Below are 19,898 nucleotides of genomic sequence, written 5' to 3' on the forward strand. Positions count from 1 at the left end.
GCCGCCGGCTCCCACATGTGACGGTCAGTCCGATTCGGACAGCACTCCCTCGTAGGCGAGCCACTGGGCGAAGGAGTGCAGTCCACGTGCCAGCCCCGTCGCGGGCGTCCAGCCGGGGGGCCGCATGGTGCCCGCCGGGGTGTGCCACCCCGGCTCGACGTCCGGCACCGCCCGCACCGGTACGGGCCGCACGGCGCCGTGCACGGCCTGAGCCAGTTCGGCAGCCGTGCACGGCTTCTCGGCGACGACCGCGATGTCGCGGTGCTCCGGCCGGGCACGCAGAACCGCCTCGATCGCGTCGGCGAGGTCGTTCACGTACACGGGATGCACCTCGGCGTCCGGGTCGCCCTCGACCGCGACCGGGTGGCTGCGCAGCGCCTCCCACACCATGCGGCCGATCGGGGTGCGGCGTGAGCAGCCAGGGCCGTAGAGCTCACCCACGCTCAGTGTGTACGGGGTCGGGTCACCCTGTGGATGGACCATCACCTCCGGTTCGGCGGAGTGGAGTCGCGTCAGGTCGATCACGGCGGCGCACCGCTCCCGCCGGTCGGCCAGCCTGCGCGCGAGATGTTCGCCGAGCGGGGTCGCCGCCCCTCGCCAGACGAGGCCCCCCGGCCGTCGCGGGCGTGTGCGGTGCTCGGCGGCGGCTTCGCGTCCTGCCTGGAGCGCCCGCCGCGCCACTTCGGCCAGGGGTTCGCGGCGGCGTGCGATGTGATCCTCCGTGCTGGCGTTGCTGATGCCGCCCGGTCCGATCGTCGCCACCGCCTCCGCGTATGCCTCCGATGCCGCGGGCGGGTCGTCGAGTCCGGCGCGGGCGGCTTCGAAGCCCATGGCCAGAGCCGTCAGCCAGGTCCCTCTCACGTCCGCTTCGGCCGCGTCGGCGCCGGGCGGGCGCAGCAGCGCGGCGGACAGTCCGGCACCGTGGAGGTACTGCTCCGCGTCCAGGTGCAGCCACCGTTGCGGGCCGGGGCCCTGGACCCGTACCGCGCACTGCGCGACGCCGTACTTGAAGAACGGCAGCACCGTCAGGCCGGTGAGGGTACTGCCCTCCCTCCCGGGCCGGTCACCCGGTACGAAGCAGACCGAGCGGCGCGGGCCGCGGAAGGCGTTCCCGGATATCGAGCCGCGGTCCTGGTGCTCGGCGAGATTGGGTACGGCGACATAGCGCGGAACACCATGGACGCTCAGATAGCGGTGCATCAGGATGTCGTCGGGCCAGCCGCCGAGCCGTTCCCTGCCGTAAGCGACGAATCCTTCGGCGTACCGGCGCGGCAGCACGATCGCCACGCACGGGAAGTACTCGTTGACGGCGCCGACCCAGCGGGCGCCCGCCATCGCCCCCAGGCGCGCAGCCGCCCCGTTGCGGGAGTCCCAGAGTGCGAACAGGGCCAGCGCCGCGTCCGGATGTTCCTCGATGGCGCACCGGACCCGGTCGAGGAAGGTTTCGGACAACACCATGTCGTCCTGGACCACCAATTGATGTGTGGCCCCGTCCTCGATCGACGACCACGCGGCGAGCGCGGTGCGCAGCACCGACGGAGTGCCCGTGGGGTCGGGGTCCATGACGACCCGCAGAAGGCCGGAAGGCGCGCTCAGGGCCAGTTTCTCGGCCGCCGCCAGGCGTCTGGGATGGGTCATGACCACCGCGCTGAGCCGTTGGCGTGCCATACGTCCTCCCTCTGTCCGGATCGGCCCGGACCGCACCGGGTGTCCGTCCGAAGCCCGGGTCAGCCAGCCGGATTCGGACAGTACGGGCGGCGCCGACGGCCCGCAAGAGTGCCGAAATGGCCCTCTGGCAGGCGGACGACGGGCCCGTGATGCTGGGCCCGGCACGCCAGGGTCCGTGAACCGCGTGCATTTCCCCCGACGCCGGAAAGAGGCTTTCATGCCCGCGTTACCCCGATCGACCGCTGTCGCCGCCGCGGAGACCGTCCGGTCCCGGCTCGACAAGCTCCGCGACGCCCGCATCGTCGTGACCGGCGGCGGCGGACTCGTCGGCAGCAGGCTGGTCGCGCTGCTGCAGAGCGGCGGAGCCGTCGTCACCGTCCTGGACCGCATGGACGCCTATCCCGAGTCCGGCCACGAGACCTTCGGCGTGGCGCGCAGCGGCGCCCGGCTGGTCGTCGGGGACGTCCGCGATGCCGACACCGTCGGGACGCTGCTGAGGGAGGCCGACTTCGTGGTCCACGCGGCTGCCTACGCGGACGTCGCAGCCTGCACCAGGCGCCCCGACATCGCCTTCCGTGCCAACGTCGAGGGCACTCAGGTCGTCCTGGAGCAGGCCGCGCGGTTCCCGGTTCAGCGACTCGTGCTCGTCTCCTCGGCGTCCGTGTACGGCAACGGCGCGCCCGACGTCGAGGGGCCGCAGGTCTTCCACGAGGACATGCCGCTCAACCCGGTGTCCGTGTACGCCAACGGCAAGCTCTGGGCGGAGCACCAGACCCGGCTGATGCTCGACGCCTCCAGCGGCACCGAGTACGCGGTGGTGCGCTACTTCTCCGTGTACGGCGAGCCCCAGATCCCCAAACCGGGCAGCCACTCCTGGATGGTGCCCTGGCTCTCGCTCCAGGCGCGCCTCGGCCGGCCCATGCGGCTCAACGGCGGCGGGAACCAGGTCCGTGACCTCATCCATGTCGACGACGTCGCCGAGGCCACCGCGCTCGCCCTGATCGAGGAACAGATGGCCGAGCAGACCGTGAACGTCGGTACGGGCCGACCTACTTCGGTCCGCGAGGTGGCCGATCTGATCGCCCCGTACTTCCCCGGCTCACGGCGGATCGTCACCCCGCGCCCGGAGGGGGATCCGCTCGGCGGCTACGCCTGCGTCGAGCGCTCCCGCGAGCTCCTGCGCTGGCAGGCCCGCATCGAAGTCCCGGAGGGTGTGGACCGGTACGTGCGGTGGCTGCTGGCGACGCCGGATGCCATGCCACGCTGGCTGTCCACGGAGTCCGGGAATCCGGAAGGGGCGTGACACGCTGCGCACGGACGGGCCCGCGGGGCGCACGGACTGCGACGAAGGCGACACGTACACAATGAGCTACACCGGTTCCTACATCTGGTCGTTGCGCCGACAAGTCGGCTCCAGGACGCTGCTGGTGCCCGGCGCACAGGTGCTTCTGATCGACGCCGAGGGCCGTGGGCTGTTCCAGCAGCGCGCGGACACCGGGGTCTGGGAGCTCCCGGCCGGCTCCTGCGAGGAGGGCGGCGACTTCACCGACGCCGCCGTCCGCGAGGTCGCCGAGGAGACCGGCCTGCGGGTGGAGCGGGACGACCTGGTGGCGTTCGGGACCCTCTCCGACCCCCGGGTGCACACCCTGACCTATCCGAACGGGGACGTGACGCACTGCTTCGCGCTCTGCTTCGTCACCCGACGCTGGTCGGGGGAGCTGTCGCCCGGCGCCGACGAGGTGCGCCAGGCCGTGTTCCGGCCGCTCGACGCGCCGCCCCGACCGCTGCATCCGCCCACGGAGGTGGTGCTGTCCATGTACGAGAGATTCCGCGTGGAAGGAAGGTTCCAGGCCCGGTGAACCCCATACATCCGATACGCGCGGTGGTGCCCTGCCGGGCCTGTCTGTCCGGTGAGGACCTGGACTGGCTCGGCGGGGGCCGATCGGTGAGTCTCGCGCTCGGCCTGATGACGACCGTGGAGGTCGGTCCCGGCCCCGCGCCGGGCGAAGCGGCCGAGGACAGCTGGCAGCGGGAGGTGTGGGCGTTCCTGCGGGCACGGCTGCCCGGACTCGCCCCGCGACCGCCCGCCGTCACGGTACGCAGCGAGGCACCCGCGGCGAGCGGCCTGTCGTCGTCCACGGCGCGGATCGTGGCGCTGTTCCGGGCGTTCGCGGACACTTCCCTCCGCGGGAAGCGTGTCTCCGACGCCACGATCACGCAGTGGGCGTACGAGTTCGAGTTCGCTGTCTTCAACGGTGGCGGCATGGACCACCTGGCAGTCGTCGAAGGCGGTGCGCTCCTCCTCGACGGCCGCGAGCGCGGGCTTCCGGCCATCCGGGACCGGCTGGAGTTCCCCGAGCAGTGGCGGGTGGTCGTCGTGGATTCCGGCACCCGCAAGGACACCCGGCACCACATCCGGGACGTACGGGCGCAACTCGCGGCCGGCGACCCCGCACTGGCCGCCTACCGTTCCGTGACCGACGAGGCGTCGGGCCGGGTGTGGGAGGCGCTGCGCTGCCGGGACCTGGCGGAGCTCGGGGCCGCGATGGCCGATGCCCACGAAGCCATGCGGGACCACCAGGGGATGTCCACGCCGTTCCTCGAGGAGCTGCGGACGGTCGCGCTGCGCTCCGCCGGCCTGCCGCTGAAACTCAGCGGGGCCGGCGGGGGCGGTGCGCTGGTCGGCATCTGCCCGGCGGACGAGGCGGCGGAAACGGTGGCCCGCCTCGCGCGGGCGCTGCTCGCCTCCCATCCGGGGGCCCGGGTCGTGCCCACCACGGCCGCTCCGGGCGCCCGGCGGGAGCCGGTGCCGGTGGCGGGAGGTCAGAGGAAGGGGTCGTAGTCCTGTGCGAGCGGGGGTTCGCCGGTTCCGCGGGCGATGCGCTCCAGCTCCAGGTTGGAGCGGTGGCGCGCGCAGTGGAACCGGCAGTCCCGGCTCGGGTCGACGATCCCCCGCCGGTCCGCGTCCTGCCAGATGGTGGCGAGGTCGTCGGTGACGGCGTCGCCGATCTTCGCGAGCGGGTTGCCCCGGTGGTAGGAGCACACGTACACCCCGGACGGGGCGATCAGCGTGCGGAGTTCGGCGACCCGGCAGCGGTCGTACTTCTTGGGCTGGACGGCACCGACGTGGCCGCGCAGCGAGGTGAGGGTGGAGGAGTTGACGAGCTGGAAGCTCTCGCTCTCCAGCCGGGCGGCCTCGGCGAGCTGACGGTCGACGGACTGCAGCATCTCGCCGGGGACCTGCACGATGTGGTGGTCGTCGTCGAACATGGCCTTGGTCTCGAAGTAGTCGCAGCCGATGTCATGGGCGAGTTCGGCGGCGCGCAGCACCTCGTGGTGGTTGGTCACGGTCGGCCCGCCCGGTTCCTGACGCGACATCACCAGGAAGGAGTATCCGAGGGCGCCGGTCTTCTCGGCGGCGAGCAGCCGCATGTTCTCGATCACCTTGTCGAAGACGCTGCGGCCCTTGCGGTCGGGCCGGAACAGGCCGTACGTCCCGGCGGTGCCGGCGTCGACGGAGACCCGGACCCAGGTGGCGTACCGGGCGAGCTCGGCGAGGTTCTGCCGGATCATCGTGCCGTTGGTGACGACTCCGACGGCCAGGCCCGCTTCGCCGAGGATGCGTAAGACCTTGCGGGTGCCGCGATGGGCGAGGGGTTCCCCGCCGCCTATGAGAACCACCGCCCGTACGGACATGGCGACGAGTTCCTCGGCGAGGGCGGCGAGCCGTTCCGGGGTGAACCGGCCCTGGTTGAGGAGCTTTCCGCTGATGCACTCGGGGCAGGCCAGGTCGCAGAACGTGGTCGGGTCGAGGTCCACGACGAGCGGGGCGGAGGAGGGTTCGCCGGCGGCGGCCTGGAGGATCCGGGGCCAGCCCGCGGGCTGGTACAGCTTGGAGACGAGGTCGAGACGGTCGTGCGTCACAGGGTTCTCCTCTGTGGGGTGTACGGGGTGTCGGCGGCGGGGCGTACCGGTTCCGGTCGGGCGTCGCTCAGCCCTTGACCGCTCCGGTGGCCAGCCCCGCGGCGATCTTGCGCTGGACGGCCAGGAAGAAGACGACGACGGGCAGTGCGGTGAGCGTGGCGCCCGCCATCAGCCCGCCGTAGTCGGTGCCGAAGCTGGTCTGGAAGGAGACCAGCCAGATGCTCAGGGTCTGCTTCTCCGGGGTGGACAGCAGGACGTAGACGAGGACGTACTCGTTCCACGCCTGCACCATCGCGAAGACGGAGGTGGCGACCAGTCCGGGGGCGAGCAGCGGCAGGACGATGCGGACGAAGGCTCCGAACCGGCCGCAGCCGTCGACCATCGCCGCTTCCTCCAGCTCCGCCGGGATCGCGGCGATGAAGCCGTGCAGCATCCACACGGTGAACGGCAGCGTGAAGACGAGGTAGACGAGGATCACGCCGCCGAGGCTGTCGGTGAGACCGGCCTCGTTGAGCAGCAGGTAGACGGGGATGATGAGGGCGGCGAGCGGGATCATCTGGACGGTGAGGATCACGACGACGAACGCCTTGCGACCGGCGAAGCGGAAGCGGGCGAGGGCGAACGCGGCGAGGGTGCCGACCAGGAGGGAGACGAGGACGGTGCCGAGGCCGATGACGGCGCTGGAGCGGACGTTGGCCCAGAAGGTCTCCGTGCGCATCGCACGGGCGAAGTTGCCGAGAGTGGGATTGCTCGGCCAGAACTCGGGCGGCAGGCTGAGGATCTCGGTCGCGGGCCGGAACGCGGTGAGGACCATCCAGTAGACGGGGAAGCCCAGGGTGGCGGCCACGAGAAGGCCCAGGAGATCGTAACGGCGTCGGGGCCGCCGCACGGCCGCCGACCTCTGCCCCTTCCGTGCCGCTCTCATTCGGCCTCACCCAGCCTCAGCATCTGCCGCAGGTACACGATGGCACCGGCGAGCAGCAGGACGACGGTGACCAGGGCGATCGCGGCCCCGGTGCTGTAGCGGTTGACGGCGAACGACTCGATGAAGGAGTAGACGCCGAGCAGGTAGTACTCGCGCTCCGGCTGACCGCCGCGCATCAGCCAGATCTGGTTGAAGACGCCGAAGTCCCAGATCGCCATCAGGGTGGTGACCATCACGAAGAGGGGTTTGATCGCGGGGAAGGTGACGTACCGGAAGAGCTGGGACGGGCGGGCGCCGTCGATGAGGGCGGCCTCCTCCAGTTCCGGCGGGATCTGGGTGAGCGCCGCGTGCAGGCTGACGGCGGCGAACGGCAGCGCGCCCCAGACGACGACCGCGGTGATCACGGCGAAGCCCTGCCAGGGGTCGGTGAACCAGTTGTGCCGGGCGAGGTCGATGCCGGGCAGCGTCGACAGGAGCCAGTTGACGAGCCCGTAGTCCGCGTCGAAGAGCCAGCGGAAGATGGCCGCGGCGACCATCACCGGCATCGCCCACACCGCGACGAGCACACCGGCGAGGACCGCCCGTACCCATGGCGACGTCCGCCGCATCAGCAGCGCGATGAGCAGACCGAGCGCCATGGTGAGGGCGACGCAGACGACGGTGAACAGGGCCGTGCGGGCCACCACCGTCCAGAAGAACCCGTCGTCGAGGATCGTCCGGAACTGTCCGAGACCGGCCCAGGGCGGCGCCGTGCCGCTGAACAGCTCCTTGCGGGTCATGTCCTGGAAGGCCAGGGTCACCATGTCGACCAGCGGGTAGCCGAGGACCACGAGGAGGGCGAGGAAGGACGGGGCGATCAGCAGGTAGGGCAGATGGGGGCGCGGCCTCCGCCCGGCCGGATCAGCGCTCATTGATCACCGCGTCGATCCTGCGGTCCGCCTCGCGTGCGGCGTCCCGCACGGACGCCTTTCCGGTGGCGATGCGCTCCAGCATCTCGGGCAGGACGTTGGACTTCTCCACCGAGGTCCAGCCGGGGGCGAGCGGGGTGACCCAGCCGCGCGCGGCGGCCTGGGCGGCCGGACCGTTGATTCCTCCGGCGGCGACGTCGGCGAGCTGCACGGTGTTGTTCGGGAGGGTGTTGGCGGCGATCAGCTTCCGTTGCGACTCGCCGTCGGTGAACACGCGGATCCAGTCGGCGGCCAGCTCCTGGTTGCGCGACTTGGCGGGCACGGCCAGGGTGGAGCCCCCGAGGAACGGCGGGAGCAGCTTCCCGGAGGGGCCGGGGAAGGCGAAGGTGGCGAACTTGCCCTTGAGACGTGGGTCGCCGCCGGAGCGGGCGTCGGCGGCGGCCTGCGCCTCCCAGGTGTTGCCGTAGAAGACGCCGACCTTGCCCTGCCCGACGACGGCCGGCTGGTCGCCGTTGTCCTTCGCCCGGTCGCCGACGTAGTAGTCGTCCAGGAGCTTCTTCCAGGTGGTGAGCCCGGCGACGGACTTCGGCGAGGAGAGGGCGCCCTGCCAGCGGCCGCCCTTCTCCACCGCCATCTCACCGCCCGCGTCCTTGACGAAGCCCATGGCGGCGGACCAGTAGCGGCCGGGCATGTAGAAAGCCGAGAAGCCGGGGTCCTCGGCACCGTACTTCGCCTTGAGCCGGTCGAGGTCGGAGATCAGCTCGGGATAGGTGCGCGGGGCGTGGGTGATCCCGGTGCTCTTGAAGTAGTCGGTGCGGTAGACGCCGACGCGCGCTCCCGCGTAGTACGGCACGCAGTACGTCCGGTTGTCGAGGCGACAGGCGTCGGCGAGAGCGGGCAGCCATTGCCCGGATCGCTCGAAGGTCTTCGGGTCCAGCGGTGCGAAGGCTTCGTTGACGATGTAGTTGGTGGTCTCGCTGTTGCCCATCTCGACCACGTCGGGCACGTTCCGGCCCGCGAGGACGGCGTCCAGTTTCTGGTTCTTCGTCGTCCACTGCTGGTACTGGACGTCGACCTTCACACCCGGGTGCTTCTTCGCGAACCGGGCGTTGGCGGAGGCGACCATCTCCGGCCAGCTCTCGCGGGCGTCCACCGTCAGCCACACCGTCAGACCGTCGCCGCCCGCCCGTCCGCCCGGCGCGTCACCCTCCCCCGAGCTGCAGCCCGTCACCGCGAACAGCAGCAGGGCTCCCAGGACCGCGGATCGGCGGGGCGGGCGCAGTGTCATGGATTCCTCCGTGCGGGATTCATCGAGGCGTACAGGACTTCGACGTACAGGACTTCGGCGACGGTCTTCTCACTACCCCGTGGACCGAGGCTCCCCGCCGCGACACGGAGTTTCGGCCGGAAGACAGCGGTGTGCTTCCCGCGAAGGGCCCAGCGTTCCCGCGCTGCGCTGGGCTGATGCCGTGCGGTGACCTAGGGACGGGAGCCGTGCTTCAAGCCACGCTGACGCGAATGACACGATGGGTAGCCGAGTGGCTCTTGACGGTGATGGCATGGTGCCCGCAGTTTTGGCCCCTGCGGCACTCCACGACCCCGATCGAAGGGCTTGTACGTGACCGAGCAGAGGACCACCGCGTCCGACACCTCCACCCCCGTCGGCTCCGAGCGCCCCGTGCGGGTCAACGCCTGGAACGGCTGGGACCCCCTGCGGCACGTGATCGTCGGCCGCGCGGAGGGCACCGTGGTGCAGGCCCCCGAGCACGCGGTGCGCCGCGACTACCCCGACGACGGCTTCCCGCTGGGGACGTACGGACCCATGCCGGCGGACATGGTGGCCGAGGCAGAGCAGCAGCTCGACGACTTCGCGGACATGCTGCGGCGGCGCGGCATCCGGGTGGACCGTCCCACTCCGATCGACTTCGCCCGGGAGGTGTCCACGCCGGAGTGGACGCACGACTCGATGTTCGGCTGCATGCCGCCCCGGGACCTGCTGCTCACGGTCGGCAACGAGGTCCTCGAAGCGACCATGTCGTACCGCAGCCGCTGGTTCGAGTACCTGTGCTACCGGCCGGTGCTCCAGGGCCTGTTCGATGCCGACGACCGGATGCGCTGGGAGGCCGCGCCCAAGCCGCGGCTCACCGACGCCTCCTACAAGACCGGGTTCTGGGACACGTACAACGACCTGCCGACCGAGGAGCAGCTGGCCCGGGTCCGCGACTACGACCTGGTGCTCACCGAGGCGGAGCCGCTCTTCGACGCCGCGGACGTGGCACGGTTCGGCAAGGACCTCTTCGTGCAGCTGTCGTTCGTCACCAACAGGAGCGGCTACGAGTGGCTGCGCCGCCACTTCCCCGACCACCGGGTGCACGCGGTGACCTCGACCAACACGCATCCGCTGCACATCGACGCGACCTGGGTGCCGCTGCGGCCGGGCCTCGTGCTGCACTGCGGGGAGCGGCTCGCGGACGCCGAGTTGATGGAGTTCTTCAAGCTCAACGACTGGGAGATCGTGGAGGCCGTGCAGCCGGCCAGCTGGGATCATCCGCCGAAGCTGTCCTTCTGCAGTCCGTGGCTCGCCGGGAACATGCTGAACCTCGACGAGAACACACTGTGCGTGGAGGAGAAGGAGGTGCGGCTCGCCGAGCAGCTGTCCTCGTACGGGTTCGAGATCGTGCCGGTGCCGTTCCGGGCCGTCGGGCCGTTCGGCGGCGGGCTGCACTGCGCGACCGTCGACATCGAGCGGGACGGCACCCTGGAGGACTACTTCCCGCACCGGTACGGCCGGTTCTAGGCGAATCCCGTGGTGGTGACGGACAAGATCGGCGCGGTCGTCCTCGACTTCTACGGGACGCTCGTACGGATGGTGGAGCCGCTGCCGCCGGACCACCGCGGCATCTTCGCCCGCCGGGGCCTGGCGGCCCAGGGCGCACTCTGGGGCGACCAGTGGGCGGTGGGCCCCGGCGAGGGCGAGGAGCACGCGACGCACTCGGTCGACGAGACGGCGTACGTGACGTGGGAGCGCGACCGGCTGCGGCGCCGTGCGCGGGCCTGCGGTGTGCCGGAGGTCGAGCTCGGCGGTCTGGTCGCCGAGCTCGACCGGGCGATGAAGGCGGTCCGGCTCGACCTGTACCCGGACGTGCCCGGGGTGCTCGCGGAGCTGCGGGAACGGGGTCTGCTGATCGGGGTGTGCTCCAACTGGTTCTGGAATCTGGAGGAGTGCGTCGCGGCGGTGGGGATCGGCGGGGCCGTGGACGTGGTGGTGGGCTCCGCGCGGGCGGGGGCCCGCAAGCCGCATCCGCTGATCTACCGCACGCTGGTGGAGCGTTGCGCGCTGCCGGCGGACCGGGTGCTGTTCGTCGGGGACATGTGGGTGCCCGACGTGCTCGGTCCGCTGGCGGCGGGGATGCGGGCGGTGCACCTGTGGCGGCCCCACCGGGCGGTGGAAGGTGTCGCGCCGCCCCTGCCGGAGGGGGCGGCGCGGATCACCGGTCTGCACGAGCTCATCCCGGCAGCGGACTCCGGTGGCGGAGACGGTCGAGGACGTTCCGGGTGACGCGGACGACGGCCGGGTCCTGTTCGTGTCCGCAGACCACGGGCCAGTCCGTGGTGCCCGCGGTGAAGACGGTGCCGCCGGCGGTGTAGAGGCCCATGGTGGCGGCGCGGGGGCTGCTGATGGTCGGTTCGCGCACGGGGCCGTTCCAGTGTCCCCACTTGAAGTGATGGAAATCCTCGTGCACCGGTTCGAGGATGTGAATTCCGAGAATGAGGAAGGAGTCCGGAGTTCCGTCCTCTCCGGTCGCGCGGGCGATTCCGTCCGTGTCGTAGGAGAACGCGGCGCCGTCGCATTCGTATCCGATGAGAGGTGTACCGGCTCCCAGCCGGTCCGGGGTTCCCCCGTCGGATCCGTCGCGCATTCCGGTGCCTTCGTAGACCCAGTGATCCGCGTGCTGCACGGTGTATCCGAAGCGGGGGCGGTCACCGGGCCATTCAGTGGCGGGCCACATTCCACCGTTTCGGAAACTCACTCCGGTCAGCGTGTTCTCCGGCCTGCCGACCCCGTCGGGCACGGGCGCCCACCACTGGTCGGTGGCGGGCAGATGAGGATATTCCTCGCCGACGTGATGATCGGTGTCGGAGACGAAAGCGGTGTTCTCGTCCGTCGGGTGCACCCGCCACCAGCAGGTGTTGGCACTGAGAAAGGCGATGTTCCCGCCGTCGCGGACGAATCGCTCCGCGTGGGTGCGCATCGCCGCGCTCCAGTATTCGTCGTGGCCGACGCTGAGGAGGAGGTCGTACGAGGAGAGCAGACCGGCGTCCTCGTGCAGATCGAGGTCGGTGCAGTACTCGACGGGGTAGCCGTGGCGTTCCAGCCAGGCGATGAAGGGCGCATCCCAGTACGCGAGGTCGACAACGCCCCCGGGGCGGTGGAGGCTGACCTTGTGACCTCGGGGTTCACCGTCGTCGTCGGCCCGGTGGACGGGGTGGTCGTAGAGGCTGACGGCACGTTCCAGGCCGGGCCGGTCGGAGCGGTTGTAGGCGTGCCGGGTGAAGGTGGACTTCTTGTAGAGGATGCGGGAGCGGCTGCCGGGGACGCGGGGGCGTACGACGAAGAACTCCCGGCCATGCCCTTCGAGCTGCTCCGCGCCGAGGAGGGGAGGATTCCCGGGGCGGTCCGGGCCGCATTCGACGAATTCGACCAGATGGATTCCCGGCTGCCAGTCCTCCGGTACGGGAAGGGTGAGCGGCGGCCAATTCCAGTCGTCGGCGGGCGAAGCGCGCCCGGGTAATCCGCGGGGATGGCCGGGCGGGGTGTGCTGGGTGCCCGGATAATCCTTGGATTCCCCGACGGGTATGAGTTCCCTGCCGAGCCGGTAGAAACGAAGATGAAACCGGGGGGCGTCGGTGGAGATATGGAGTGTCACTTCCCCGCCGACGGTGACGCTTTCACGCCCGAGATATCCCTCAATCATGCCGCTCATGCTAGGCAGCCGCCGTGCGGACGACAACGGTGCCGTCAACCGGCCATTCCATCCTCTGTTTTCGGACACGGTGGGTGGGGTGAGAATCTCTGTCCCTTCTCCCGGGTAGGGGGAATCCGGAAAAGGCACGGGCCGTCCGTCGATCGGTGAGGGGCTCGCATGAGCGATGAATTCCGCGGTGAATTCCGTGTACGGGAACTGGTGCTGGGGATCGAGGGGCTCGCGCTGCTGCGCCACGCCGTGGACGGTGACGAGTCGTTCCTCCGGGAGCGGGTGGCCGACATACGCCGCTTCGCCCGCGACGAGGAGAAGCTTCCGGACGGCGGGGCCCTGGTCAGCGAACTCGACGCGGCGGCCGGCTACGCGTCCTGGTCGGCGGTGTACGACTCGCTGCCCAGCTCGTACATCGAGGTGGAGGAACCGGTCGTCCGCACGATCCTGGACGGTCTCGCGCCCGGAGCGGCGCTCGACGCCGCCTGCGGCACCGGCCGGCAGACCCGGGAGCTGACTGCTCGGGGGCACCGCGTGATCGGCGTCGACCAGTCGCCGCAGATGATCGCGAAGGCCCGCGAGCACGCCCCGGAGGCCGAGTACCGCCTGGGGCACCTGGAACGTCTGCCGCTCGACGACGACTCCGTCGATCTCGCCGTCTGCTCGCTGGCCATGACACACCTTCCGGACCTCGCCCCCGCCGTGGCGGAGCTGGCCCGGGTGGTCCGGCCGGGCGGGCGGATCGTCGTCTCGGACATGCACCCGTTCGTGATCGCGCTCCAGGGACAGTGTCTCTTCGTGCACGGTTCCGAGGAACTCGCCTTCGTCCGCAACCACGTCCATCTGCCCGGCCGCTACCTGGAGGCGTTCGGACGGGCGGGGCTGCGGGTGCGCGGCTGCCACGAGCCGTTGTTCAACGGGCGTCTCGCGCCCGGCGGTTACGAGGAGTTCATCGCGGACGCGGCCCGTGCCGCCTGGGACGGTCTCCCGATCGTCGTCGTCTGGGACGTCGAGGTCCCCACCCGGTAAGGAGGTTTCATGGCCCTGGAACTGGTTCGTCACTCGGAACGGCCCGAGCTGTGGGACCGCATCCCCGAGCGGTTCGCCGGCGTGGTCCCCGAGTACAACCTGCACGGAGACATCAACGGCGACTACTGGAACCGGCTGTTCGACGACTTCCCGGAGTTCCAGTTCGTCCTGTACGACGACGAGCACGACACGATCGCCGGCGCCGGCCGCTCGCTGCCCCGCACCTGGGACGGCACCGCGGCGGACCTCGGTCCGGGCCTGGACGACTCGATCGCGCGGGCCTTCGCGGACCGCGACGCCGGGCGCGCCCCGGACGCGCTGTGCGCGCTGGGCATCGAGGTCGCCGAGGACCATCAGGGCCGGGGGCTGTCCAAGGTGCTGCTCGACGCGATGTCGGACACGGCACGGCGCGCCGGTCTCGCGACGGTCCTGGTACCGGTGCGTCCCACCTGGAAGGAGCGGTATCCGCTGGTACCGATCGAGCGGTACGCGGCGTGGACCAGGGACGACGGGAGCCCGTTCGACCCATGGATCCGGACCCAGGTAGGTGCGGGTGGCACCCTCGCGGCGGCGTCCGGGCGCTCCTCCCGGATCACGGGGACGGTCGCCGAGTGGGAGAGCTGGACGGGCCTCGCCTTCCCGGAGGACGGGGAGTACGTCTTCCCCGGCGGCCTCGCGCCGCTCCGTGTCGACCGGGCGCGGGACCTGGCCGCGTACTGGGAGCCCGGAGTGTGGATCACGCACCGGACCGGGGGCCGACGAGCCGGTTAGGCGAGAGCTTCTCCCGCGTGGACAGCGGTCCACGCGAACTCGGCCATCGCACGGATCTCGTCCGGGCCCGCCTCGGGGCGGCGTTCGGGCGGGAGTCCGGCGGGTCCGGCGGTGGCGACGGCGGAGTGCCGCAACCGGTCGAGTGCGTCCGCAGGCACGCTGCCCGGCAGCGGTCCCAGACCGCGGGAGGCGTGCGCCGCCTGCCGTCCGAGCAGCAGGCAGTGGGTCCACAGCTCCTTCGCGAACGCGCGGCCGAAGGTCCGGGCCACCTCGGCCGCGAGGTCCTCCGGCAGATGCACGGCCCGTGCGGCGCGGACCGTGTCCTCCGTGAGGCCGGTCGCGGGCAGGGCGGCCCGCCAGCGGTGGTGGCCGCGCCCGCCGTCGGCGCCGTGCTCCTGTCCGACGAGCCGGATGTAGCCCTCGCCGTACCGCATGTACGGGATCCAGCCCGGCTCCTCCAGTACGTGGCCCCGGTCCAGCAGGGGTGCGGCGTCTGCGGCGGAGGTGGGGCAGACGGCGAGACGGATGCCCTGGGCTGCATGGTCGTTGATGCTGGTCGTCCCGATGTGCTCGACGATGTTCGGTACGGCGAGCAGGCTCATCCGGCCGTGTCCCCGGAAGAAGACGGAGAGCAGTTCGTCGTCATGGCGTTCGGCGCTGTCACGGGCGTACGCGCGGAAGGCGGCGGCGCTCTTCGCCGGCAGGCAGACGGCGAGGGACGGCGTGAACTCGTCGGGGACGGCCCGTACCCAGGAGGCACCGGCGAGGGCGGCGAGGCGGGCGGCGGCACCGTTGCGCGCGTGCCAGTTGGTGTAGAAGACCAGTGCCTCGTCGGGGAACCGGGTGGCGGCCCGGGTGACGATCTCCAGGAGCTCGGCGGGGGCGTCGACGTCGTCCTGGACGACGAGGTGGTGGCTGGCCTCCGGGCCTGCAGCCGACCAGGCGACGAGGGCGGTGCGCAGAGCGGAGGGAGGTCCCTCCGGGGCAGGGTCGAGGGCGAGGCCGTCGAGCCGCAGCCGGTCGGCGAGGTCCTGGGCCTGAGCGAGGCGTACGGGGTGAGTCATGACGGCCGAACTCACGTGGGGCTTGGTCACCTTGGTCACACTGCGCTCCTCGGCAGGGGTGGTCGTCGGTCATGGTCACAGAGCGCGGACCGATGAACCTCGGTGTACCGGGAGTTTGGCCGGATCAGTAGCGGTGGCGGCTGTTCCAGTGGGAACGGGCGACCGGCTCACCGTCGGTGGAAAACCGTACGGCGCGGTGGTGGCGGGGACCAGGGGCGTTGTCGCCGGGCGAATCCGGGGACCGGTGGCCGCGAAGGAGCAGGAAGGCGGCGACGAGCCAGCACAGACCGGTGACGACATCGGCGTACACGACGACGGCGAGCGGCGGGGCGGTGAGGTTGTGCACGGCCGCCACCGCGAGGGCCGCGAGGCCGGTTCCGGCCATGAGTAACAGGCACCTCAGGGGTCGCCGCACTGTGAGCACCTCTCGTCCGCCGTACCACTTCCACCCAGTGAACGGCAGGCGTTCGCGCCGTGTGACGGTCCATTCCGGCCAGGCTGTTTCCGCCACGTCGAGAGGCGCTCACCGCGTCACACCCGCTACGCCGCCCCCGAGCCGCGCCGGCCCTTGTGGTTGATCTTCATCGTGTCCATGTCGGTCACCGTGGACCGCAGCGCGCCATGGCCGTAGCCCTGTTCGTTCAGGTAGGTCTCCGCGCGGTCCTCGGCGATGGCGGCCGCCATCTCCTCGCCGTCGTCCGCGTCGGAGACGACCTCGTACCGGAAGCTGAAGTGCTTGAGCACACGGTCGTACGCGAGCGAGCCCTCCTCGGTGAACTGCATCGCGCTCAGGCCGTGTGCGTCCACTTCGGACAGCAGCCGGTCGCGGGCCCCGTCCGTCAGGCCGTCCCAGGTGCCGCGCACGATCACTCGGTAGGTGTGCTGCGTGCTCATCGTGTCCCGCTCCGCGTTCCGTACGTGTGTGCCGCATCGGCCACTGCTCCTGAACCGTCGGGGCCAGGATTACGGCGGTACGGGCGGGGCGCATCCGAATTATCGGGCGGCACCTGAGGCGGGCCGCGGGCCGTCCCCGTGGTCTTTGCCGAAGTCTGGCGGCAATGCCCCTGGCCGGGGCGTTGTCCAGCGTGTTCCATGGTCATCGGGGGCGCCCGGACCTGCGGCGGCCCGTGCGAGGGAGTGAGGTTGCCTTGGCCACGACCGTACGACGCGCTGTACTGACTCTGCCTGCCGCACCACTGGGCCCGGAGAATCCGCTGCCCGCGCTGCGGCCGCTCGACGAGATGCATGTGGTCGACGAACGCGACCGGGCCGCACTGCCACGTGACATGGCACGCCAGATCGGCTATCGGCCACTGGCCACCGTGCTGCCGGTGCGGATCCTCGACGGGTACCGGCGTGAGCGCACCCCCACCGGACTCGACGCGATCGTCATCGAGAACGACCGGCTGCGGGCCACCGTCCTGCCCGGACTCGGCGGCCGCATCCACTCCCTCCACCACAAGCCGACCGGCCGCGAACTGCTCTACACCAACCCCGTGCTCCAGCCCGCGGACTTCGCGCTCAACGGCGCCTGGTTCTCCGGCGGCATCGAGTGGAACATCGGCGCCACGGGCCACACCACGCTGTCCTGCGCCCCGCTCCACGCGGCGCGCGTACCCGCGCCCGACGGGGGCGAGATGGTCCGCCTCTGGGAGTGGGAGCGGCTGCGCGACCTGCCGTTCCAGGTGGATCTATGGCTGCCCGAGGACTCCGACTTCCTGCACGTCGGCGTGCGGATCCGCAACCCCCACGAGCACACCGCACCCGTGTACTGGTGGTCCAACATCGCCGTGCCCGAAGGCGAACGCACCCGCGTCCTGGCCCCCGCCGACGAGGCATGGCACTTCGGGTACCAACGGACCCTGACCCGGGTCCCGGTCCCCGTGGCCGGCTCCGTCGACCGTACGTACCCGCTGCGCGGCGACTTCCCCGCCGACTACTTCTACGAGGTGCCCGACGGCGCCCGCCGCTGGATAGCCTCGCTCGACCAGGACGGCCACGGGCTCGTCCAGACGTCGACCGACCTGCTGCGCGGCCGCAAGCTGTTCCTCTGGGGCAGTGGCGCGGGCGGGCGGCGCTGGCAGGAGTGGCTCACCGAGCCCGGCACCGTCGGATACGCCGAGATCCAGGCAGGACTGGCCCGCACCCAGCTGGAGCACGTCCCCCTCGAACCGGGTGCCGAGTTCAGCTGGCTGGAGTCGTACGGGCCGCTGTCCGCGGACCCGCTCGCCGTGCACGGCGAGGACTGGGCGGCGGCCCGCGCCGAGACCGAACAGCGGCTCGCCGAGGCGCTGTCGCGCACCGACGTCGAGGCCGCCTACGCCGCCTGGCGCCCCTGCGCCGACACCGAACCCGGCGAGTCGCTCGCCACCGGCTCGGGCTGGGGCGCGCTGGAGGTCCGGCGGGGCAAGTACGAGCTTCCCGGCACACCGTTCGCCGACGCCACCCTCGGCGAACAGCAGTGGCCCTGGCTGGAGTTGCTGGACCAGGGCACCTTTCCCGAGCCGAACGGGGCGGCCCCGCCCGGCCCCTCCCTGGTCTCCCCGCACTGGCGCGACATGCTGGAGACGGCTCCCGCCGAACCCCTCACCGAGTACCACCTGGGCGTCGCCCAGTGGCACGCCGGTGACCGCGCCCAGGCGGTCCGCAGCTGGGAGCGCGGACTGGCACTCGCCCCCTCGCGCTGGCCGTTGCTGCGGTGCCTCGCCGTCGCCGCCGAGGAGGGCCGCCAGCGGGACCGGGCCGCGGACCTCTACGGCGAGGCGTTCGACGACCTGTGCGCGGAACGCCGCGACGACGGCGAGGCCTGGGCGGCTGCCACGGCGGCGCTGGGCCGGGAGGCGATGGAGGCGCTGCTGACGGCCGGGCGCCCGGCAGCGGTCCGGGCCGTATGGGCCGCCCTGCCTCCGGCGGTCCGGCAGCGCGGCCGGTTCCGCCTGCTGGAGGCACGGCTGCTGATCGCCGAGGGCGACCTGACCGCCGCCCGGACCGTCTTCGACGAGGGCTTCGAGGTCGAGGATCTGCGCGAGGGCGCGGAGATCCTGGACGAGGTATGGGCCCTGCTCACGGACGAGCCGCTGCCCGGTGCGTACAACTACCGGATGCGCCCCAAGAGTTGAGGGGGCCTGTCCGCCCCGGCCGCCCTTGCCCGCGCCGGTCCGGGTCCGCTCTCAGCGGCCCGGTCCGGACGGCAGGGTCCGGTCGACGTACTCGAAGACCGAACCGTCCGGGTGCACGGCGATCAGGTTGCGGCCGACCGGCGTCGGTACCGGCCCGGCGAGGATCCGGGCACCGACGCGGGCGAGGGCGGCGTGCGCGTTGTCGACGTCCTTGACCGCGATCGTCGCCGTCACCTTGCGCAGGATCTCCAGCTCCGCCTCCGGACCGCTCATCAGGAGGAAGCAGCTGATCGCGGCGACCGAGACCCCGCCGCGCTCGAAGCGGAGCGCCGAGCTGCCCGTGAGGTCCTCGTAGAAGGCCACCGCGGCCTCCAGGTCGTCGACGCAGATACGGAGCGTGGTTCCCAGAATGTCCATGCGCACAAGGGTAGTTGGCGGCACATCGGCAGGTGATCGATTCGGGGAGGGGCGCGGCGGAGCCCGCGGTCACGGCCGCCCGGAGGGCCGCGGAGTCCGCCGCGGGCTCAGGCCCGGCAGAGCACCTCGCCGTGCGGGACCATGAACCAGGCGTCGTCCCGCGTGCCCCACTCGCGCCACGCGGCGGCGATCCCCGCCAGGTCCTCGGCGCCGGCACGGCCGCCGGCGGCGGCCATCTCCGCGTACGCCGGGCCGATCGTGCGGTCCGCCCACATGCCACTCCACCAGGCCCTGCTCTCCGGGGTGGCGAAGCACCAGTTGGCGGCGGTCGGGGTGATGTCGGTGAAGCCGGCCCGGCGGGCCCAGGAGAGCAGCCGGCGGCCCGCGTCCGGCTCGCCGCCGTTGGCTCGGGCGACCCGGCGGTACAGGTCCAGCCAGTCGTCCAGGCCGGGAACCTCCGGGTACCAGGCCATCGCCGCGTAGTCGCTGTCGCGGGCCGCGACGATGCCGCCGGGGCGGCAGACGCGCCGCATCTCGCGCAGTGCCTGCACCGGGTCGCCCACGTGCTGGAGCAACTGGTGGGCATGGACGACATCGAAGGAGTCGTCGGGAAAGTCCAGGGCGTGCACGTCGGCGGTGGTGAACTCGACGTTGTCCAGCCCGCGTTCGGCCGCGACGCCCGCCGCCTTGGACAGGATCTCCTCGGTGGTGTCGACGGCGGTCACCCGGCCGGGAGCGACCAGCGCGGCCAGGTCCGCGGTGATGGTGCCGGGGCCGCAACCGACGTCCAGCACGGTCAGGCCGGGGCGGAGCTCGTCGATCAGATAGGCCGCGGAATTGGCGGCGGTGCGCCACCGGTGCGAGCGCAGCACCGCCTCGTGGTGGCCGTGGGTGTAGACGGCGGTCTCCTTCGGCATGGCCATGCATCCTTTCTCGGAACGCGGCCGGAAACGTCTCGGGATGCGACGGAGACGCGAGCCGCGAAGCGCTGATCGGTACGGTCACCGTACGCCGCAGTGTCGAATGATGAGATATGCGTCTTGCTATATGGACGAGTTGCGTTCGCGTTCCGGTGCCGGGCCGGGGAGAGTGAACGC

The 19,898-nt window shown here is 71.3% G+C and carries 19 protein-coding genes; 8 read left to right on the top strand and 11 right to left on the bottom strand.

Annotated features, from left to right (window positions below; genetic code table 11):
* Window positions 1-24: 24 nt before the first annotated feature.
* Entirely contained in the window at window positions 25-1,668 is a 1,644-nt protein-coding gene (locus OG611_RS34385; protein WP_266429227.1) for a hypothetical protein, read from the bottom strand.
* A 217-nt stretch (window positions 1,669-1,885) separates the two neighbouring features.
* On the opposite strand from OG611_RS34385, the gene OG611_RS34390 reads away from it, so the two are divergent.
* From OG611_RS34390 to OG611_RS34400, 3 genes are all read left to right on the top strand, one after another.
* Window positions 1,886-2,971, top strand: coding sequence for an NAD(P)-dependent oxidoreductase (locus OG611_RS34390; RefSeq protein WP_266429229.1), 1,086 nt, complete (start codon window positions 1,886-1,888; stop codon window positions 2,969-2,971).
* 61 nt (window positions 2,972-3,032) lie between these two features.
* On the top strand, window positions 3,033-3,527 hold the full coding sequence (locus OG611_RS34395) for an NUDIX domain-containing protein (protein WP_266429231.1): 495 nt from the start codon (window positions 3,033-3,035) through the stop codon (window positions 3,525-3,527).
* Window positions 3,524-4,510 carry a mevalonate kinase gene (locus tag OG611_RS34400; RefSeq protein WP_266429233.1) on the top strand — a complete coding sequence of 329 codons (987 nt, stop codon included), beginning with the start codon at window positions 3,524-3,526 and terminating at the stop codon, window positions 4,508-4,510. Before OG611_RS34395 ends, OG611_RS34400 begins: the two co-directional genes overlap by 4 nt.
* Here OG611_RS34400 and OG611_RS34405 read toward each other — a convergent pair.
* The 4 genes from OG611_RS34405 to OG611_RS34420 form a co-directional block, all read right to left on the bottom strand.
* A complete protein-coding gene (locus OG611_RS34405; protein WP_266429234.1) occupies window positions 4,492-5,592 on the bottom strand; it encodes a radical SAM protein in 1,101 nt (366 codons plus the stop codon). The two genes, OG611_RS34400 and OG611_RS34405, sit on opposite strands and share 19 nt — an antisense overlap.
* Before the next feature lie 67 nt (window positions 5,593-5,659).
* Window positions 5,660-6,481: a carbohydrate ABC transporter permease gene (locus OG611_RS34410; protein WP_266429236.1), complete on the bottom strand. Its 822-nt coding sequence runs from the start codon at window positions 6,479-6,481 to the stop codon at window positions 5,660-5,662.
* 32 nt (window positions 6,482-6,513) lie between these two features.
* Window positions 6,514-7,428 (bottom strand): carbohydrate ABC transporter permease, encoded by a 915-nt coding sequence (locus OG611_RS34415; protein ID WP_266429238.1) that lies wholly within the window; start codon window positions 7,426-7,428, stop codon window positions 6,514-6,516.
* Window positions 7,418-8,713, bottom strand: a complete 1,296-nt coding sequence (locus tag OG611_RS34420; RefSeq protein WP_266429240.1) for an extracellular solute-binding protein — start codon at window positions 8,711-8,713, stop codon at window positions 7,418-7,420. The genes OG611_RS34415 and OG611_RS34420 overlap by 11 nt, the downstream gene beginning before the upstream one ends.
* 330 nt (window positions 8,714-9,043) lie before the next feature.
* Between OG611_RS34420 and OG611_RS34425 the strand changes: the two genes are divergently transcribed.
* Both OG611_RS34425 and OG611_RS34430 read left to right on the top strand, forming a co-directional pair.
* Window positions 9,044-10,222 carry a serine/threonine protein kinase gene (locus OG611_RS34425; RefSeq protein WP_266429242.1) on the top strand — a complete coding sequence of 393 codons (1,179 nt, stop codon included), beginning with the start codon at window positions 9,044-9,046 and terminating at the stop codon, window positions 10,220-10,222.
* Between the two features lie 9 nt (window positions 10,223-10,231).
* A complete protein-coding gene (locus OG611_RS34430) occupies window positions 10,232-10,984 on the top strand; it encodes an HAD family hydrolase (RefSeq protein WP_266429244.1) in 753 nt (250 codons plus the stop codon).
* Here the strand turns inward: OG611_RS34430 and OG611_RS34435 are convergent.
* Window positions 10,932-12,401 (bottom strand): N,N-dimethylformamidase beta subunit family domain-containing protein, encoded by a 1,470-nt coding sequence (locus tag OG611_RS34435; RefSeq protein WP_266429246.1) that lies wholly within the window; start codon window positions 12,399-12,401, stop codon window positions 10,932-10,934. The two genes, OG611_RS34430 and OG611_RS34435, sit on opposite strands and share 53 nt — an antisense overlap.
* Window positions 12,402-12,569: 168 nt before the next feature.
* On the opposite strand from OG611_RS34435, the gene OG611_RS34440 reads away from it, so the two are divergent.
* Together OG611_RS34440 and OG611_RS34445 are read left to right on the top strand one after the other, a co-directional pair.
* Window positions 12,570-13,430 carry a class I SAM-dependent methyltransferase gene (locus tag OG611_RS34440; protein ID WP_266429248.1) on the top strand — a complete coding sequence of 287 codons (861 nt, stop codon included), beginning with the start codon at window positions 12,570-12,572 and terminating at the stop codon, window positions 13,428-13,430.
* Between the two features lie 9 nt (window positions 13,431-13,439).
* Window positions 13,440-14,201 (top strand): GNAT family N-acetyltransferase, encoded by a 762-nt coding sequence (locus OG611_RS34445; protein WP_266429250.1) that lies wholly within the window; start codon window positions 13,440-13,442, stop codon window positions 14,199-14,201.
* On the opposite strand, the gene OG611_RS34450 is transcribed toward OG611_RS34445, so the two are convergent.
* From OG611_RS34450 to OG611_RS34460, 3 genes are all read right to left on the bottom strand, one after another.
* Window positions 14,198-15,304, bottom strand: a complete 1,107-nt coding sequence (locus OG611_RS34450) for a hypothetical protein (protein ID WP_266429261.1) — start codon at window positions 15,302-15,304, stop codon at window positions 14,198-14,200. The genes OG611_RS34445 and OG611_RS34450 overlap by 4 nt on opposite strands.
* An 85-nt stretch (window positions 15,305-15,389) precedes the next feature.
* The gene (locus OG611_RS34455; protein ID WP_266429263.1) at window positions 15,390-15,650 is read right to left on the bottom strand and encodes a hypothetical protein; all 261 of its coding nucleotides are present in this window, start codon (window positions 15,648-15,650) and stop codon (window positions 15,390-15,392) included.
* Between the two features lie 155 nt (window positions 15,651-15,805).
* Window positions 15,806-16,159 (bottom strand): DUF6204 family protein, encoded by a 354-nt coding sequence (locus OG611_RS34460; protein ID WP_266429264.1) that lies wholly within the window; start codon window positions 16,157-16,159, stop codon window positions 15,806-15,808.
* A 254-nt stretch (window positions 16,160-16,413) separates the two neighbouring features.
* Between OG611_RS34460 and OG611_RS34465 the strand changes: the two genes are divergently transcribed.
* Complete coding sequence (locus OG611_RS34465) at window positions 16,414-18,384, top strand: DUF5107 domain-containing protein (RefSeq protein WP_266429265.1); 1,971 nt, start codon at window positions 16,414-16,416, stop codon at window positions 18,382-18,384.
* A gap of 51 nt (window positions 18,385-18,435) precedes the next feature.
* Here the strand turns inward: OG611_RS34465 and OG611_RS34470 are convergent, their stop codons facing one another.
* Together OG611_RS34470 and OG611_RS34475 are read right to left on the bottom strand one after the other, a co-directional pair.
* Window positions 18,436-18,801, bottom strand: coding sequence for a VOC family protein (locus OG611_RS34470; protein ID WP_266429266.1), 366 nt, complete (start codon window positions 18,799-18,801; stop codon window positions 18,436-18,438).
* Between the two features lie 107 nt (window positions 18,802-18,908).
* Window positions 18,909-19,718 (bottom strand): class I SAM-dependent methyltransferase, encoded by an 810-nt coding sequence (locus tag OG611_RS34475; protein WP_266429267.1) that lies wholly within the window; start codon window positions 19,716-19,718, stop codon window positions 18,909-18,911.
* Window positions 19,719-19,898 lie beyond the last annotated feature (180 nt).

It is taken from the genome of Streptomyces sp. NBC_01363 (genome assembly GCF_026340595.1).
Taxonomy (GTDB): domain Bacteria; phylum Actinomycetota; class Actinomycetes; order Streptomycetales; family Streptomycetaceae; genus Streptomyces.